The sequence below is a fragment of the Solwaraspora sp. WMMD791 genome, from assembly GCF_029581195.1.
GTDB lineage: Bacteria > Actinomycetota > Actinomycetes > Mycobacteriales > Micromonosporaceae > Micromonospora_E.
Window position 1 is genome coordinate 3,336,326 of the sequence record NZ_CP120737.1, and the last position, 17,561, is coordinate 3,353,886.

17 protein-coding genes are annotated in these 17,561 nt (G+C 71.1%); 12 read left to right on the plus strand and 5 right to left on the minus strand.

Annotation, left to right across the window (positions count from 1 at the left end; genetic code table 11):
* Positions 1–16 precede the first annotated feature (16 nt).
* Positions 17–883 (plus strand): DUF3152 domain-containing protein, encoded by an 867-nt coding sequence (locus O7623_RS14645; protein ID WP_282229176.1) that lies wholly within the window; start codon positions 17–19, stop codon positions 881–883.
* Here O7623_RS14645 and O7623_RS14650 read toward each other — a convergent pair.
* Both O7623_RS14650 and O7623_RS14655 read right to left on the minus strand, forming a co-directional pair.
* On the minus strand, positions 818–1,828 hold the full coding sequence (locus O7623_RS14650; protein ID WP_282229177.1) for a sulfite exporter TauE/SafE family protein: 1,011 nt from the start codon (positions 1,826–1,828) through the stop codon (positions 818–820). The two genes, O7623_RS14645 and O7623_RS14650, sit on opposite strands and share 66 nt — an antisense overlap.
* A 142-nt stretch (positions 1,829–1,970) precedes the next feature.
* Positions 1,971–3,386, minus strand: a complete 1,416-nt coding sequence (locus O7623_RS14655; protein WP_282229178.1) for a GH1 family beta-glucosidase — start codon at positions 3,384–3,386, stop codon at positions 1,971–1,973.
* Positions 3,387–3,726: 340 nt separating this feature from the next.
* Here O7623_RS14655 and O7623_RS14660 point away from each other — a divergent pair, with 340 nt between their 5' ends.
* The 3 genes from O7623_RS14660 to O7623_RS14670 all read left to right on the plus strand — a co-directional run bounded on the left by O7623_RS14660 (position 3,727) and on the right by O7623_RS14670 (position 6,610).
* The gene (locus O7623_RS14660) at positions 3,727–4,380 is read left to right on the plus strand and encodes a hypothetical protein (protein WP_282229179.1); all 654 of its coding nucleotides are present in this window, start codon (positions 3,727–3,729) and stop codon (positions 4,378–4,380) included.
* A gap of 259 nt (positions 4,381–4,639) precedes the next feature.
* Entirely contained in the window at positions 4,640–5,839 is a 1,200-nt protein-coding gene (locus tag O7623_RS14665) for an RtcB family protein (RefSeq protein ID WP_282229180.1), read from the plus strand.
* Between the two features lie 141 nt (positions 5,840–5,980).
* Positions 5,981–6,610, plus strand: a complete 630-nt coding sequence (locus tag O7623_RS14670) for a hypothetical protein (protein ID WP_282229181.1) — start codon at positions 5,981–5,983, stop codon at positions 6,608–6,610.
* A gap of 18 nt (positions 6,611–6,628) precedes the next feature.
* Here O7623_RS14670 and O7623_RS14675 read toward each other — a convergent pair whose 3' ends face one another.
* Together O7623_RS14675 and O7623_RS14680 are read right to left on the minus strand one after the other, a co-directional pair.
* Entirely contained in the window at positions 6,629–7,549 is a 921-nt protein-coding gene (locus O7623_RS14675) for a DUF72 domain-containing protein (RefSeq protein WP_282229182.1), read from the minus strand.
* Positions 7,550–7,697: 148 nt separating this feature from the next.
* The gene (locus O7623_RS14680) at positions 7,698–8,729 is read right to left on the minus strand and encodes a glycoside hydrolase family 11 protein (protein WP_282229183.1); all 1,032 of its coding nucleotides are present in this window, start codon (positions 8,727–8,729) and stop codon (positions 7,698–7,700) included.
* Positions 8,730–9,212: 483 nt separating this feature from the next.
* Between O7623_RS14680 and O7623_RS14685 the strand changes: the two genes are divergently transcribed.
* From O7623_RS14685 to O7623_RS14700, 4 genes are all read left to right on the plus strand, one after another.
* Positions 9,213–9,752, plus strand: a complete 540-nt coding sequence (locus O7623_RS14685; protein ID WP_282229184.1) for a SigE family RNA polymerase sigma factor — start codon at positions 9,213–9,215, stop codon at positions 9,750–9,752.
* A 14-nt stretch (positions 9,753–9,766) separates the two neighbouring features.
* Positions 9,767–10,414: a hypothetical protein gene (locus O7623_RS14690; protein WP_282229185.1), complete on the plus strand. Its 648-nt coding sequence runs from the start codon at positions 9,767–9,769 to the stop codon at positions 10,412–10,414.
* 98 nt (positions 10,415–10,512) lie between these two features.
* On the plus strand, positions 10,513–11,328 hold the full coding sequence (locus tag O7623_RS14695; RefSeq protein ID WP_282229186.1) for a class I SAM-dependent methyltransferase: 816 nt from the start codon (positions 10,513–10,515) through the stop codon (positions 11,326–11,328).
* A gap of 31 nt (positions 11,329–11,359) precedes the next feature.
* Complete coding sequence (locus O7623_RS14700; protein ID WP_282229187.1) at positions 11,360–12,367, plus strand: ADP-ribosylglycohydrolase family protein; 1,008 nt, start codon at positions 11,360–11,362, stop codon at positions 12,365–12,367.
* 37 nt (positions 12,368–12,404) lie between these two features.
* Here the strand turns inward: O7623_RS14700 and O7623_RS14705 are convergent, their stop codons facing one another.
* Positions 12,405–12,932: a hypothetical protein gene (locus O7623_RS14705; RefSeq protein WP_282229188.1), complete on the minus strand. Its 528-nt coding sequence runs from the start codon at positions 12,930–12,932 to the stop codon at positions 12,405–12,407.
* Positions 12,933–13,199: 267 nt separating this feature from the next.
* Here O7623_RS14705 and O7623_RS14710 point away from each other — a divergent pair, with 267 nt between their 5' ends.
* The 4 genes from O7623_RS14710 to O7623_RS14725 all read left to right on the plus strand — a co-directional run bounded on the left by O7623_RS14710 (position 13,200) and on the right by O7623_RS14725 (position 17,424).
* Positions 13,200–14,087 (plus strand): helix-turn-helix transcriptional regulator, encoded by an 888-nt coding sequence (locus O7623_RS14710; protein ID WP_282229189.1) that lies wholly within the window; start codon positions 13,200–13,202, stop codon positions 14,085–14,087.
* Between the two features lie 211 nt (positions 14,088–14,298).
* Positions 14,299–14,529, plus strand: a complete 231-nt coding sequence (locus tag O7623_RS14715) for a hypothetical protein (protein ID WP_282229190.1) — start codon at positions 14,299–14,301, stop codon at positions 14,527–14,529.
* A 507-nt stretch (positions 14,530–15,036) separates the two neighbouring features.
* Positions 15,037–15,213 (plus strand): DUF397 domain-containing protein, encoded by a 177-nt coding sequence (locus tag O7623_RS14720; RefSeq protein ID WP_282229191.1) that lies wholly within the window; start codon positions 15,037–15,039, stop codon positions 15,211–15,213.
* Between the two features lie 429 nt (positions 15,214–15,642).
* On the plus strand, positions 15,643–17,424 hold the full coding sequence (locus tag O7623_RS14725) for a family 43 glycosylhydrolase (protein WP_282229416.1): 1,782 nt from the start codon (positions 15,643–15,645) through the stop codon (positions 17,422–17,424).
* The last annotated feature ends 137 nt before the right edge of the window (positions 17,425–17,561 follow it).

The window sequence follows — 17,561 nt, forward strand, 5'->3', positions numbered from 1 at the left end:
GAGGGGAGTGACAGCTGTGGACATCGGGCGAAATCGGGGCACGACCGCCGGGTTACTGGCGGCGCTGCTGGCTGCCGGCGTCCTGGTGGGATGCGGAACCGCTCCCGCGACGCCGGTGTGGCAGCCGGCACCGGGCGCGGCGGGCGGCCAGGCCGTCCCCGGCGACGGCACGCCGAGCACCGCGCCACCGAGCACCGCGCCACCGAGCCCCACCCCCAGCCCGACGCCGACGACACCACCGGACTCGGCGATCCCCCGCTCCGGTGCCGGCAGCTTCGACGCCGCCGCCGGGTCGCCGGGCCGGATCGGCATCGGCACCCGGATCGTCACCTACCGCGTGGAGGTCGAGCGGGACGTCGACTGGGGCGACCTGGAGCCGTGGACGGTGGGCCGGTTCGCCGACCGGGTGGACGGCATCCTCGCCGCGTCACAGGGCTGGACCGAGTCGGCGTTCCATCCGGTGACCGACCGCAGCGTCGGGCTGAACCAGGCGTCCTGGTCGTTCCGACGGGTCGGCGGGGACAGCTACGACGTCCGGATCCGGTTGGCCACCCCGCAGACCGTCGACCGGCTGTGCGGCCAGGCCGGGCTGGACACCGCAGGCGTCTTCTCCTGCCGGGCCGGCACCACGATAATGATCAACCTGCGGCGGTGGCTGCAGGGGGCCGACGGCTACCCGGTGACCATCGACGAGTACCAGACCAGTGTGATCAACCACGAGGTCGGCCACTACCTGGGCTTCGACCACATGGGGTGCGCCGGTGCGGGCCAACTGGCCCCGGTGATGGGGCTGCAGACGACCGACCTGGGTGGTTGCCTACCGAACCCGTACCCGTTCGACGTCGACGGCCGGTTCGTCAGCGGCCCCTGGCAGCCGTCCTGACCGCGCCGGGTCGTCGCGGCGCAGTTCGGTCCGGGCCAGGGCGGGCAGCCCGTGCCGGCGGCGGGCGGCCATCCAGCCGATCGAGCCGGCGACCACGACCACCGCGAGCAGCACCAGCAGGGCGATGTCCGGTGTGCCGAGCAGTTTGAGCGCGCTGGCCAGCAGGACCAGGGTCAGCGCCCGGCGGACCAGTCCGCCCGGGGCCCGGGAGGAGAGCTGGGCACCGAGCCAGGCCCCCGGCACCGCGCCGAGCAGCAGTGAGGCGGTCAGGTCGAGGCGGAAGTCGCCGAACAGCAGGTGCCCGAGGGCTGCGGCGATCACCAACGGGACCGCCTGCACCAGGTCGGTACCGACCAGGAACGCCGGGCGCAGCAGCGGGTAGAGCATCAGCAGCGCGATGATGATCAGCGAGCCGGAGCCGACGCTGGTCATCCCGACGATCAGCCCGCCGACCGCGCCGATCGCCACGGTGGGCAGCGGGCGGGCCTTCAGCGGGGCCTCGGCCGTGTCGGCGACCACCGGCTCGGTGCCGGCGGCGACGGCCCGGCGGCGGGCGGCGTGCTCGACCATCCGGGTGTAGGTGCGGAACACCAGGCCGGCGGCGGCCAGCAGCAGCGCCACTCCGAGGGCCACCTTGATGCCCTGCTGCAGACTCTCGCCGTCACCGAGCGCCCGCAGCAGCAGGACGCCGGCGAACGCACTCGGCACGCTGCCCAGGCAGAGCCAGCCGACCAGGGACCAGTGCACGGTCCGCCGTCGGATGTGCACCAGCCCACCGACCGGCTTCATGACCGCGCTGACCACGAGATCGCTGGAGACGGCGGCGAGCGGCGGGACACCGAAGAAGATGACCAGCATCGGGGTCATCAGCGCCCCGCCGCCCATCCCGGTCAGCCCGACGATGATCCCGATGCCGCAGCCGGCGAGCACCAACACCCAGTCCACCCCACCGAGGGTGCCGGACCGGACCGGCAATGTCTAGCTTGTCGATCGGAATTATCAAGGCGATAGGTGAACCGAATCGGGTCGGTTCCCGGTCAGTCCGCGGGCAGCGCGTTCGCCTCAGTCCGCAGGCAGCGCGTTCGCCTCAGTCCGCGGGCAGCGCGTTCGCCGCGACCACCCGGCGGTACCAGTGCGCGCTCTCCTTCCAGGTCCGCCGCAGCGTCTCGCGGTCGATGTGCACGATGCCGAACGTCTTGGCGTAGCCCCGCGCCCACTCGAAGTTGTCCATCAGCGACCACACGAAGTAGCCGCGCACGTCCGCCCCGCCCTCGATCGCCTCGGCCACCGCGGTCAGGTGCCGGTGCAGGTAGTCGATCCGACGTGGGTCGCGAACCCGGCCGTCCGGGTCGACCACGTCGTCGAACGCCGCCCCGTTCTCGGTGATCATCAACGGCAGCCCCGGGTAGTCGCGGTGCAGCCGCAGCAGCAGCTCGGTCAACCCGGTCTCGTCGATGTTCCAGCCCATCTGGGTGTACGGGCCCGGCTGGGGGACGAACTCGACATCGGCGGCGGCGATCCACGGCGACGCCGCACCGTCGGCATGGCCGTCGGCGGTCGACCGGGGCGAGACACCGTCCCACTGCCGTACCAGCACCGGGTTGTAGTAGTTCACCCCGAGCAGGTCGAGCGGGGCGTGGGCGGCCGCCTCGTCCCCGTCCTGGACGAACGCCCAGTCGGTCACCGAGGCGGTGTCGTCGATCAGGTCCCGGGGGTAGGCACCGTCCAGCATCGGGCCGAGGAAGGCCCGGTTGGCCAGAGCGTCGATCCGGCGTACCGCGTCGGCGTCGGCTGCAGACTCGCCCCGGACGTGGTGCAGGTTCAGCGTCACGCTGACCTGCGCCGCCGGGTCGATGGTGGCACGCAACGCCCGTACCGCCAGGCCGTGGCCCAGGTTGAGATGATGTACGGCGGCCAGCGCGGCGGCCGGCTCGGTCCGCCCCGGGGCGTGCACCCCGGAGCCGTAACCCAGGTACGCCGAGCACCACGGCTCGTTCAGGGTGATCCAGGTGTGCACCCGGTCACCGAACACCTCCCCCATCCGGCCGGCGTACTCGGCGAAGCGCTGTGCGGTGTCCCGGTGCGGCCAGCCGCCGGCGTCCTCCAGCTCCTGCGGCAGGTCCCAGTGGTAGAGGGTGGCCACCGGCGCGATGCCCCGGGCCCGCAGGCCGTCGATCAACGCCGAGTAGAAGTCGACACCCTTGCGGTTGAGCTGACCGCCGCCGTGCGGCAGCACCCGCGACCAGGAGATCGAGAACCGGTAGGCACCGACACCCAGGTCGGCAAGCAGGTCCAGGTCCGCCTCCAGCCGGTGGTAGTGATCGCAGGCCACGTCGCCGGTGTCGCCGTTGCTGACCAGGCCGGGGGTGTGCGCGAAGGTGTCCCAGATCGACGGCGTCCGGCCGTCGACTGCGGCAGCCCCCTCGACCTGGTACGACGCGGTCGCCGTCCCCCACAGGAAGGTGCCTGGGAAGGCGCGGCCGGACGGTACGGATGCTGACATGTGGGACTCCCCTTACGCGCTGAGCACGATCTCGAGCTGGTCGGCTTCCGGGTCGGCGGTGACCCGGACGCCCGCCCGGTGACATCGGCCGGTCCGGGACCGGTCGACGCGGCGGCGGACACTCCGACGATCATCAGGCTCCAGGATGCCTGCTGACCGCCGGTGCGCCGGGTCCGGATCCACCGTCCGACCCGGGTGACCTCGAACACGGCGCCGGGCCGTCGATCGTGTCGCCGCGCCGGGTGACCGGTCACGCTGGCGCGGATATCCTCGCAACCGTGCACTCCGCCAGCGACCTCGCAGCGGTGACGCAGGCCGGTTCCGGCATCCCCCGGCCGACGTGACCGCCGCACCGGTCCACCCGCTGCTCGCCGTCCTGCACCGGGTGGCCGACGGCGACTTCCCGCCAGCCACTGGCGGCGTCGACGTCACCGGAGCCCTGCCCGGCGGGTGGGAGTGCGTCCTGGCCTTCACCGGGTACGCGGTCGTCGCGACCGCCGTACCGCCGGCGCAGGTCCTCGCCCACTCCCCCGACGGATTCGGCGGTGCCCACGCTCCGGACTTCCTGCGCTGGCTCGCCGGCCCGCAGGGCTGGCTGGACAGCCTCGACGTCACCCTGGTCGCCCGGGGCCAGGGCACCGACGGCGGGCCCGCCCGGCTCGTCCCCCGCGACGACCTGGTGGAACATCCACGGGTACGCCGGGCGCGGCGACTACGCCAGCGGGTCGTCGCGTACGGCGACGACCGGGGCGTGGTCACCCTCGCCGACGGGCTGGCCGGCCGCCGGGAGCTCAGCATCGAGGTCACCCGACCCGCGCGGCGGACCGGACGGGCACTGCTCGCCGACGCACTGACCCTGGTGCCGGCCGGTGAGCCGGTCTTCGCCGCGGTCGCCCCGGGCAACGCGAGATCGCTGCGTGCCTTCCTGGCCACCGGCTTCACCCCGATCGGTGCCGAGGTGCTGATCGCCCCCGACCCGCGACGCCGGCCGTGACCACCCGCCCGCGACGCTGATGCACCTCGATCGCGACCCGCAGCGATCAAACCGATTGCGGCCGTCGACCGCGCCCGCCTACCGTGGACCGTACAGCGATCACCGAGGAGCCACCGATGCGCCGATTGGCGAGACCCGACGCCGCTGCACGCGGCTGAGTCTGCTCCTGTCCGCTGCGGCGCCCCCACACCGACCAGCCCGGCGACGCCGGCGCCGGTGGCCGTCGCCGCCCCACACCACCTCTCATCGGAGAGTTTCAATGAGTCACACCCTGCTGCCCGGCACCCGGGCGCCGGTCAAGGTCTGGACCGATCCGTCGACCATCGAACCGCAGGCCAGCCAGCAGCTGCGCAACATCGGCGCGCTGCCCTGGGTGCACGGCGTCGCGGTGATGCCCGACGTGCACTACGGCAAGGGCGCCACCGTCGGCTCGGTGATCGCGATGCGTCAGGCGTTGGCCCCGGCCGCGGTCGGCGTCGACATCGGCTGCGGCATGTCGGCGGTGCGCACCAACCTGACCGACGCGCAACTGCCCGACGACCTGGCAGCGCTGCGCAGCGCCATCGAGGCCACCATCCCGGTCGGGTTCCAGGCCCACGACGACCCGGTCGACCCGCGCCGGGTGCACGGACTGCCGACCGCCGGCTGGGACCGGTTCTGGTCGGCGTTCGCCGGCCTGCACTCCGGGGTCGCCGCGCTGGAGTCACGGGCGCAGCGCCAGCTGGGCACCCTCGGCGGCGGCAACCACTTCATCGAGGTCTGCGTCGAGCAGGGCGGCACCGACGCCGGCCGGGTCTGGCTCATGCTGCACTCCGGCTCCCGCAACATCGGCAAGGAGCTGGCCGAGCGGCACATCGCGGTGGCCCGCGCGCTGCCGCACAACGCCGGCCTGCCGGACCGGGACCTGGCGGTGTTCCTCGCCGACACCCCGGAGATGGCCGCGTACCGGCGGGATCTGACCTGGGCCCAGGAGTACGCGGCCCGCAACCGGGCGATCATGCTGGCGCTGCTGTGCCGGGTGCTGCGCGACGCGGTACCGGCGGCCCGCTTCGACGAGCCGATCTCGTGCCACCACAACTACGTGGCCGAGGAGACCTACGACGGGGTACCGCTGCTGGTGACCCGCAAGGGCGCGATCCGGGCCGGGCACGGTGAGCTCGGCATCATCCCCGGGTCGATGGGCACCGGCTCGTACGTGGTGCGGGGGCTCGGCAACGAGGCGGCGTACCGCTCGGCCTCGCACGGCGCCGGTCGGCGGATGTCGCGGTCGAAGGCGAAGAAGACCTTCAGCGTGACCGACCTCGCGGCACAGACCGCCGGTGTGGAGTGCCGCAAGGACGCCGGCGTGGTCGACGAGATTCCGGCAGCGTACAAGGATCTCGACCAGGTGATCGCCGAGCAGGCCGACCTGGTCGAGGTGGTGGCCCACCTGCGGCAGGTGGTCTGCGTCAAGGGCTGAGCGGCGGCAGCGCCCGCCGGCCGCCGTACCGGCTCGTCGCGGGCCCGCCGGGTCCTGTTCGGACCTGGCGGGCCCGCGGCTATTACCATGGGGCGATGCTGTCACGGAGGGTGACAGCAACCTTCCGATGGTGAGGCCCCCATGTCCCGACTCCGGGCGTACGTCGAGCATGTGAAGACCAACGACGGGCACGTCCGGCTGTGGACCGTCGTCGGCGCGCTCGCCGCCGTGATCGCGCTGCCGCTGAGTGTGGTGGTGGCACTGGCCAGCGGTGACGACGGTACCTCGACGGCGGGCCGCCCCATCCCGGCCGGCTCGGTCGAGGGCGCAGACCCGGTCGACGACCCGAGCAGAGCCACGCCGGTCGACGCGGCGTCCGACGCGCCGGACGCCACCGTGGTCCCGGCGGTCGAGGTGCGCATCCCCAGCGGCACCGGGGTGGACCTGGACGCCGGCCAGCACGAGGGCGTCCGCGTGGACGGACCGATCGGGGACATCGACCTGCACTACGACGTGGCGATGGGGCTACGCGGCAACGGTGCCGACATCTACCCGGACGAAGGGCCGAGCGCACAGGCAGCGGAGCGCTGTGCCCGCGCGGTCGCCGCCGAGCTCGACGGGCAGCCGGCGGTGGCCATCTACCGCGCCGGCCAGCAGTACTGTTTCCGCACGTCCCAGGGGACGGTGGGATGGACGCGGGTGAAGGACCGCCCGGGGATCTCCGTCGACCAGTACGTCGTGCTCGACGTCCGGCTGTGGCCGGACGCCTGATCCGTCAGGGCCGAGTGGCTAGCGGACCGTACGCAACGGACGGCGGGCGGTCGTGCCGGGTCGGGCGTCGAGACGTGCGGCCAGCCGGGTCGCGTCACGCACCGCCTGGTCGCCACAGCAGGTGTTGAACAACGCGTGCAGCTCGGTGGTGTCGGCGGCGAGTCCGCGCAGCCGCTGTGCCCAGTCGGCAAGCTCGCGGTCGCCGTAGGCGTACCGGAACTTCTCCTGCTTGTCGCCGCCGGTCCACTGCCCGCTGTGTCCATGGAACCGGACCACCGCTGGGTCCGCGGTCACCACCAGGACCGGCGGTACGGACGCCCGATGCCCCTGCGGCATGTCGACGCAGACGTACGACAGGTCGTGCTCGTGCAGCATCCGTAACGTCTCCAGGGTGTGCTGACCGAACCAGGAACCGTGCCGCAGCTCGACGGCCAGCCGGGCCGGTCCACCGGCCAACTGCCGGCACCGCCGCGCCGTGTCGAGGATCCGCTGGCGGGCCGCGTCGGAGCGCACCAGCCACGGCGGGAACTGCAGCAGCACCACGCCGAGTTTGCCGGCCGCCGCGAGCGGGTCGAGCGCGGCTCGGAACCGGGCCCACAGTTCGTCGTGCGCCTCGGGGTCCAGGTCACACCAGCGCAGCTCGCCGCCGCCGGTCGGCCGCAGGTCGGCCGGCAGCGTCCGGGCCGCCACCCGGTGCCCGGTGAACAGGCCGTACGCCTTGACGTCGAAGGTGAAACCGGCGGGGGTACGGTCGGCCCACGCCTGGGTCGTCCGCACCGCTGGAATGGCGTAGTAGCTGGTGTCCGCCTCGACCAGGTCGAAGTGTCCGCTGTAGTGGGCGAGCCGCCCGGCCGGGGTGTTCGCCGACCGCGGATACCAGCCGGAGGCGATCAGCTGCTGATCCGCCCAGGACGACGTACCCACCCGGATCACACTCATGTCGATCGTTGTCCCCAACCGGTGGTCGCGCCAAACGCCGCCGGTCCCGGACGGATCGGGTGGTGGCTCCGCAGCGCGGAGCGGGCCGACCCCCCAGCAGGGTCGGCCCGCTCGCGTACCGGATGTCCCGTTCCTCAGTGGGTCAGGGTCATGTTCGACAGGTGACCGTCGGCCATGTCCAGTTGCCGTTGGCCATGATCGTCACACCGAAGTTGTTACCACTGCCGTTCGGTCTGGCGGTGACGGTGCCACTGGTGCCGCTGACCGAAGCGTTCCAGCTGTTCTGGATGCTCTGGCCGTTGCCCAGGCTGAGGGTGACCGTCCAGTTGCTGACGTTCTGGACCGAGACGTTGAGGTTGAACCGGTCGCCGAACTGCTGGCCGGCCGACAGAACGGCGGTGCAGTTGCTCTGGCCCGGGTTGCCCGGGTTGCCCGGGTTGCCGGTGGGGCTGGGACCGGGGTTGCCGGTGCCGCCTTCCCAGACGGTGATGTCGGAGCTGCCGTTGCTCTGGTAGCCCTCGGTCGCCATCACCTGGTAGCTGTGGTTGGAGCCGAGCTGCATGCCGGCGCGCGCCCAGGCGTCGAAGTGGTTCGCGGTGGTGATGGTGCCGCCGGTGCGCTTCTGCTGCCGGACGCTCCAGTACTGCCAGAACGTCTGGGTGCCGTCGATCGACGGCGCGTTGACCCGCTGGCTGCGCAGGATGTCGTAGACGCCACCGTCGGTGGTGACCGAGCCCATCCGCTGCGCGCCGCTGCTCGGGTTGTAGCTGCCGAAGTTCTCGACCACGTAGTACTCGATGAGCTGGTTACGCGTCCACCCGTACAGGGCGAGGTAGGTGTTGTTGTTGCCCGGGTTGTAGGTGCCCGAGTAGCTGACCGTCCGGCGGGTACCGGTGGCCCAGCCCTTGCCACCGACCCAGTTGTTGGTGTTGTTGCTCCACTGGCTCGAGTAGCGGCCGTTCTCGCGCAGCGTCATGCTGGCGCTGCCGCTGTCCTTCCAGAACGAGAAGAAGTAGCCGTTGTGCGTGCCGGTCTGGTTCGAGGTGAGGGTTCGATCGGCCTCGGCGTGCGCGCTGGGGGCGATCACCAGGCCGCCGGCGACCAGCGCTGCGGCGCAGGCAGCGCCGAGGAGCAGCCGCAAGCGACCGCGGCGCCTCCGGGTGGTGGGGATGTCGTTCATGTAGTCGCGTCCTTCTCGTGACGGCTGGCAGTAGGCCAGCGATGCGGTACGACCCGACAGCTCCCCGTGGCCAGGTGACGGCCCCGGTCATCGGCGTCGCACCACGCGGTGGTGGTGGGGGGACCGGTCGTGCTGCCCGACCGGTCGGAGTGGATCGCCGTGGGGTGGCATCGACAGTGATTGAGTACTGTCGATGGCCGAGAGTATTGGGCCATCGACCAACTTGTCAACGACTTTCGGAAACATTACGGAAACACCATCGACCGGCAGACCCTGCGTGAGCGAGGCATTCCCACTGTCCAGTACCGGCAGGCGACTCGGAGCTCGGCGGCCTCCACCCTCGACTGGGCGATCATGTGCCCGGGTCGACGTAGGCCAAGGTTCCGGAAGAGTTCCGGAAGCTTGCGTGACCGCCCGACCCGCTCGTGCAACCTCGCGACGGCCGGTTCCGTCACTAGGGTGTCACGGCGGAAGGAGACCCTCTTGAGCAGCGAGCGTGACGAGCAGTTCCGGGACTTCGTCCTGGCCCGGCGTACCGATCTGGTCCGGACCGCGACGTTGTTGACCGCTGGCGACCCACATCTCGCCGAGGACCTGGTCCAGTCGGCACTGACCAAGTTGTACGTGTCGTGGCCGGCCTTCCGCCGATCCGGCAACCCCGGCGGGTACGTCTACCGGACACTGGTCAACACCCTGCGCGACGAGTGGCGACGACCCTGGCGCCGCCGCGAGAGAACAACGCCCGACCTGCCCGAACACGCGTATTCGCCGGTGGGCGACGGCGGCCCTGACGAGCGGCTGCGCGGCGCGCTGCGCGCGCTGCCGCCACGGATGCGCGCCGCGATCGTCTTCCGCTACTTCCACGACCTCGACGTGGCCGAGACCGCCGAGGCGCTCGGCTGCTCGCAGGGCACGGTCAAGAGCCAGACCGCCCGTGGACTGGACCGGCTGCGCGCCGCTCTTGGCAGCGCCGACGGCCACCGGTTCCCCTCCCCCACCACCACCCTGCCTGCGGCCTTCTGAGAGGTTTCCATCCAATGACTGACCTGCACTCCCGACTCCAGGCGATCGCCGGGCCGGTCGCCCCACCGACGTCGACCATGGTCGACGCCGACCTCGCCCGGGGGCGTCGCGCGCTGCGCCGCCGCCGTACCGCCACGCTGGTGACCGGCTCCGCCGTCGCCGCAGCCGCAGTGCTCACCGCCGTGTTGACCCTGCCGGCGGTCCTGCTCGACCGGTCCGGCGGCGACCCCGGCGGCACCAGCACCGGCACTGGCGCGGTCACCCAGCTCGTCGCCTACACCGGCGAGCAGCCCAGTGGCTTCACCCTCGACCGGGTGCCGGCCGGCTGGCAGATACAGGGCCAGGACGAATGGACCCTGACCCTGGCCCGCCCCGACGCGGCCGATCAGGACGTACGCAGCTGTGTCGGGAAGATCTGCATCTGGTTGCAGGAGTTCGTACCGACCGGCGTGGTGAGCAGGCAGGTGGAGGTAGCCGGTCGACCGGGGATCCTGGCCACGATGCACGACACCACCCATCCCGGCACCCTCTTCGTCGAGGTGCGCCCGGACGTCTACCTGACGATCCAGTTCTGGGACGGGCTGAACTGGTCCGAGACCGAAATCGTCGAGTTCGGCGCCGGCATCCACGTACACGACGATGCCAGGGTCACCCACGGCTGACGGTCACGTCGCCGGGTGCCGGCACCCGGCGACGTCGCGTCGGCGGTGCGGCCGGATATTGCGTCGCAGGTGCGCCGGCGCTCGCCGATGATGACCCGATGGCCGACACGTCGACGGCGACCATCATCGACTACTACACGTTCCGGTACCGGGAGGACCAGCGGCTGCGGTCGCGGCCGTGCAACCGCCTGGAGTGGCGGCGCACCTGCGAACTGCTCGACGAACTGCTGCCGGCGGCACCGGCCCGGATCCTCGACGTCGGCGGTGCCGACGGTGCGTACGCCCGCCGGCTGGTCACCGCCGGCCACCGGGTCCGGCTGCTGGACCTGGTCCCGGCGCACGTGGCGCAGGCCCGCGCCGGCCAGCCGACGATCGACGCCGCGGTCGCCGACGCTCGCGCGCTGCCCGAGCCGGACGACGCGTACGACGTGACGCTGTTACTCGGGCCGCTGTACCACCTTCCGGAGCCGGCGGACCGGCGTACCGCGTTGGCCGAGGCGGTGCGGGTGACCCGACCCGGTGGCCTGGTGGTTGCCGCCGCGATCTCCCGGTTCGCCGGCCCACTGCACTTCGCCGCCACCCGTCGGTGGAGCGATGCGATGGCGGGTGCGGCGCGGTTGCTGGCCGCCGACGGGCGCAACGACCCCGGGATCGGGTTCACCGTCGCCTACTTCCACCGGGTCGAGGAGTTGACCGGCGAGCTGCAGGCCGCTGGCCTGACGCGGGTCACCGTACACGGGATCGAAGGCCCTGGATGGACGGCGGCCGAGGCGGCGGCCGACGCTCCGGACGCGGACGTCGTGTTCGACCACGCGCTCGCCCTCGCCCGGGTCTACGGTCACGAGCCGGCACTGCTCGCCGCCAGCGCACATCTGCTCGCCGCCGGCACCGTCACGGCCGGCACCACCGGTTAGGCTGCCGGCGGTCGAGGCGGGGGAGGTAGCGATGCGTGGCATGGCGACGGCGGACCGGGCGTCGGGGTGTCTGTTCGGGCTGGCGTACGGCGATGCGCTCGGCAAGCCGACCGAGTTCATGCAGGTCGCCGAGATCCACCAGCGGTACGGCCAGGCCGGTCCGCGCGAGCTGGTCGGCGAGCCGGCACTGGTCACCGACGACACCCAGATGACGCTGGCGGTCGGCTGGGCGCTGCACGACGCCCCGGCGGCGACGCCGCAGGTGGTCGAACCGCTGCTGCGGGCCCGATTCCTGGCCTGGGCGGCCAGTCCGGACAACAACCGGGCGCCGGGGATGACCTGTCTGCGGGCCTGCGGCGAACTGTCCACCGGGGCACCGTGGCAACAGGCCACCGTCGCTGGCTCGAAGGGCTGCGGGGCCAACATGCGGGTCGCCCCGGTCGGCCTGGTCGCCGGGTACGACGACGACGTCGTGGCCGGGCTGGCGCAGCTGCAGGCCGGGCTGACCCACGGGCACCCGACGGCGCTGGCCGCCAGTGAGTTGACCGCCGTCGCGGTCCGGCTGCTCCGCACCGGTACGCCGTTGCCCGACCTGCCGGCGGCGCTGCGCGAGCACTGCCACCGGGAGCGGGAGGTCTACCGGGTCGACTGGCTCGGCCCGTTGTGGCAACGACCCGGCGTGGACAGCCCGACCGGGTTCATCGCGCGGGGTTGGGACGAGTGCCTGGCAGCGCTGGACCGGCTCGATGCGGCGCTCGCCGTCGGTGACGACGGCGGTGACGCCTGCCGGCTGACCGGGGAGGGCTGGATCGCCGAGGAGGCCCTGGCCACCGGGCTGCTGTGCGCCCTGTGGCACGCCGACGACCCGGTGGGGGCGCTGGCCCGGGGCGCGGCGACCGCCGGGGACTCGGACTCGATCGCCTGTCTGGCCGGGGCGTTCGTCGGTGCCGCGTACGGGATGGCGGCCTGGCCGTCGTCGTGGTCGGACCGCATCGAGTACGCCGACCAGCTGCGCGCCCTGGGCCGGGCCTGGGATTGACCTGGTCAGCCGGGCCTGGGCCTGGGCTGGTCGCCGGTCAGCCGAGCGTGACCTGGGTGACCACGCCGAGCAGGGTGCCGAGAAGGAACGTCGCCCAGGCGGTGCGGTTACCCGATCGGCGCAGGGCGGTGAGCTCCTGGTTGAGTCCGTCGAGTCGGCGGGCGACGGCGTCCACCTCGGCCTGCACGGTCGGGACGGCACCGGCGACCGTGGCCGCCTCGACCTCCCGCCGGGCGTCGTCCAGGGTGTGTGAGGCCTGTCCGAGCTCGGCCGCTGCCCGTTGGGCCCGTTGGCCGGTGACCGTCACCGTTCGGGTGATCAACGATCCGGCACCGGCGGCGATGACCACCGCCAGGAGCAGCAGGATGGTGCTGACCCACGATGAGCTGGCGTTCGGTTGTTCCCGGTCGACCGCGACGGTGATGGCCAGGCCGACCAGCATCCCGCCGACCGCGAGCACCACCAGCTTCCGGCCGATGTTGCCGCTGCCCTGTCCGGCCGGCTGCGGCCGGTCCGCGGTCACGTCATGCGGCCGGTCCGCGGTCACGTCATGCTGCCGGCTCATGGCTCAACGGTAACGACCGTACGCCACCTTCGGCAATGTCGCCGAAGGTGAGGGAGCCTTCTGCGATGTCGCAGATTCTCAGATAGTGCATAGCGATGTGATGTATCGACGGCTGAACCTGCCCCGGTTTGGGCGGAAGGAGATGCTTTTCCCGTGCCTGCCGACACCAGGAGACGCCATGTCTCACCATGTCGCTGAGTGCGATCCCATGCGGGGACAGCTAACCTGGTGCTACATCCCACATTAGTTGATCTTAGGGGAACCGCGATGATCAAAAGTGCTGATCCCGAGGTGCAGCGTCGCCGCTTGCGGATCCAGCTGCGCGACTTCCGGCAGACTCGGCAGTTGACCCAGAAGGACGTGGCGAAGGAGCTGGACTGGTCGACGTCGAAGCTCATCCGGATCGAGACCGGTGAGTCGAGTATCGCGGTCAGCGACCTACGCGCCCTACTGGCCCACTACGAGGTGACCGATCCCGACCTCGTCGAGCAACTCGTCGGGATGGCCCGGACCGCGAAGCACCAGACCTGGTCGTCGTACCGTGACGTACTGAGCCCAGCGCTGATGCTCTACCTCGGCTACGAGAGCTCCGCATCCCGGATCCGGCAGTTCGAGCCGTTGCTCATCCCCGGCCTGTTGCAGACCGAGGAGTACGCCCGCGCGATCATTCGGGCCTACTCCCCGCCGTCACGGTCGGACCGGGACATCGAACGGATTCTCCAGGCCCGGATGGAGCGCCAGGAGCTGCTGACCCGTGACGACCCGCCGGAGATCTCCTGTCTGATGGATGAGGCTGCGGTCCGCCGGGCGGTCGGCAAGCCGGGCGTGATGGTCCGACAGTTGCAGAAGCTCAAGGACCTCAACGCACAGCCGAACATCTCGATCCAGATCGTGCGGTTCAGCGCCGGTGAGCACCCTGGGATGCAGGGCCCGTTCTCGATCCTCGACTTCCCCGACCCGGCCGACGACGACCTGGTCTACCTGGAGTCCGCCACCGCCCAGACGCTCAGCGGCGAAGCGGCGGCGGTCTACATCGAGAAGTACTTCCAGATCGAGGACCTCGCCACGCCGAAGGCTCGACTGAACGAGGTCATGGACGAGCTCATCGCGGAGCTGCAGCGCACTCGGAAGCTGACACCGACAGCGGACAACTGACAACTGGTGGCACCGGGTGCGACCAGGCCGACTAAGGGGAACGCGGATGACGTCCTCACGCCCTGCGGATGAGCAGATGGAACCGTCGACCGTTGCCTGCCTGGTTCCGGGCACGCGCGCTGGCAGGGCGTCGTGGACTACGGTACGCGGCCTACCCACGGCGCTTCGCCGGCGCGTGCCATGGCAGCCGGTGGCGCTCACCGCGACACCCATGACGAGCCTGTTGACCGTGGTGCTCTACCTTCAGCTGCATCCTGCACGGTGGGCGTGGACCGCCGTGACGCTGGTCGCCATCTACGTCAGCGCGCGACTGTGGCCGACTGCCAGTCGGGTGCTGCCGGCCGCCGCCGGGCGACTGTCACGACGGTCCACGCCCCGCGCGGACGGCCAGGCGGTGGAGCACGCCACCGGCGGCGATCACCAGTACGCCGGCGACCACTAGCTGCGCCGGCCATTCGGCCCGTCCGTCGATCAGTCGGGCACCGGCACCGGCAGCGGCGGCGAGGCCGACCACCAGTGGCGCCGCGACGGCCGCGTAGGTCAACAGTCTGCGTCGCGATGGCACCACCGTGGCGCCATCGCCGGCTCCGGCCGATGAGCCGGCATCAGCACCGGAACCGATTCGTGGGTCGTCACCGGCCACCGGCGCCCTCCTCACCCTGCACATGATCCGATCAACAGCGTCGCGGTGGATCACAAGCGCGGCCGAACAGCGGCCAGGCGGAGCCGATGCTAGCATTTTCGGCCCCTGCAAATTGGACATGACGCGCAATCAATCGCGATTCGCCAGTTGATCTCGATGTGCCCGATGGCACACATATACGCGACTGCCTATACTTTGATTGCTCGATGCCGAGCGGTTCAAGCACATCAGGCGACCCGGATCAGGATGCGTGGGTCGACATCCACACACGGCGGGTCGATCCCTCGCGACTAATCGGGAGAGCTCGTGGCAGGCACACCGCAACCAGGCAACTGGCGGACGAGCACCTACAGCGGCGCCGACGGGTGCGTCGAGGTCGCACACGACGGTCACCTGGTGTACGTCCGCGACTCGAAGAGCCGCACGGCGACCCTGCGGTTCGGCCACCCACAGTGGACACGTCTGCTGCGCTCACTGAAGTAGCTCCCCGGAGCAACCTGAACGCCCGCCCCGACCCCGGAGCGGGCGTTTCTTGTCGGGTACCCGCACCCACCCCGCACGGCCGCCGGCGCACGCCGTGTTAGCGACCACATCTGGCATCCACACTGATCGGCACGGCCGTCGCGCTACCCACCCGCAGCGTCGCGCAGCCGCACACCAGTTAGCTGGCCGTCGATGGATTGCTGATGTTATCGATAACAGCTATCCTCGGCTGCGGGAGCGAGGGCACGCTTCGACGCACCGCGGTCACGACCAGCCGACCGCCGGCGTCGACGGCACCGCCCGATGGCGTCCGGGCACCCCTGTCGACACGACCAGGTAGTGGTCCCGACGGCCGGCACCGTCCGCCGGCAGTTGGACCGGTCGATCTCCGCGCCCACATCGACGCTCCACCAAGGAGTCCCGGTGACAATCACGAGACGTAACCGTGCCGTCGGTGTCGTCACGAGCCTGCTGTGCCTGGCGACGTTCCTCGTCGCCACGCCGGCCCGGGCCGACAATCCGATCGTCCAGCACATCTACACCGCCGACCCCGCCCCGCTGGTGCACGACAACCGGGTCTACCTGTACACCAGCCACGACGAGGACGGCTCGACGTACTTCACGATGCGCGACTGGCAACTGTTCTCCTCCGCCGACATGGTCAACTGGACCCACCACGGCTCACCGCTGAGCCTGACCACGTTCAGCTGGGCCAGCGCCGACGCCTGGGCCGGGCACGTCATCGAACGCAACGGCAAGTTCTACTGGTACGTACCCGTGAAGGCCAGGGCGACCAACTCGATGGCGATCGGGGTGGCGGTCGCGGACAGCCCGACCGGTCCGTTCCGCGACGCCCTCGGCCGACCGTTGGTGGCCAACGGCGAGATCGACCCGCACGCCTTCATCGACGACAACGGGCAGGCCTACCTCTACTGGGGAAACCCCAACCTGTGGTATGTCCGGCTCAACGCCGACATGATCTCGTACTCGGGCAGCCCCACTCAGATTCCGTTGACCACGGCCGGTTTCGGCACCCGCACCGGCAATCCGGACCGGCCCACCCTGTACGAAGAGGGCCCCTGGGTCTACAAACGCAACGGGATCTACTACAACGTCTTCGCCGCCGAATGCTGTTCCGAGTTCATCGGCTACTCGACGGCCCCCGGGCCGACCGGCCCGTGGACGTACCGGGGGACGGTGATGCCCCGGCAGGGTGCCAGCTTCACCAACCATCCCGGCGTCATCGACTTCGCCGGTGGATCGTACTTCTTCTACCACAACGGGGCGCTGCCCGGCGGGGGCGGATTCACCCGGTCCGTCGCGGTGGAGAAGTTCAGTTACCGCGCCGACGGCACGATCCCGACGATGAACATGACCACGGCAGGCGCGCCGCAGATCGGCACCCTCAACCCGTACGTCCGGCAGGAGGCCGAGACCGTCGCCTGGTCGGTCGGGATCGAGACGGAGCCGTCCAGCGAGGGCACCATGAACGTCGGCTGGCTCGAGAACGGCGACTACATCAAGGTCAAGGGCGTAGCCTTCGGCACCGGGGCGAGCACGTTCACGGCGCGGGTCGCCTCCGGATCCAGCGGCGGGAGCATCGAACTCCGCCTGGGCGGCCCGACCGGCACCCGGATCGGCACCTGCAGCGTGCCCGGCACCGGCGGCTGGCAGACCTGGACCACCGTCAGCTGTCCGGTCACCGGCGCCACCGGGACCCAGGACCTGTACCTGCGGTTCACCGGGGGCAGCGGCTACCTGCTCAACGCCGACTGGTGGCAGTTCTCCACCGGCGGCACCCCGCCGCCGACCACCGCGCCACCCACGACCGCGCCGCCCACGACCATGCCACCGACCACCGCACCGCCCACCACCGCACCGCCGACGCCCGGCGATCCGGGCACGTCCTGCACCGCCGCGGTGACGGTCCCGGCCACCTGGCAGGGCGGCTACGAGGGCAGGCTGACGGTGACCAACGGCACCGCGGCGACCATCGGCGGCTGGCGGGTGACCTTCACCCTGCCCGCCGGGCAGACGGTGACGCAGGGCTGGAGCGGCACGTTCAGTCAGCAGGGCACCCAGGTGACAGTGACCAACGCCAGCTACAACGGGCAGCTGGCGCCCGGGTCGTCGACCACTGCCGGATTCATCGCGTCGACCGGCGGCAGCGGCGGACAGCCACCGGGCAACGTCACCTGCACCGCCAGCTGACGATCGGGTCAGCTGGCCGGCCCGCCAGTTGACCAGATGAGCCAGCGGAGTTCCCGGGCCAGCGGTCGACGCCGACGACCGCCCCGGCCCGGGAACTCCGCGACCTACCCGCCGCCGACCACCACGACCGCCCACCC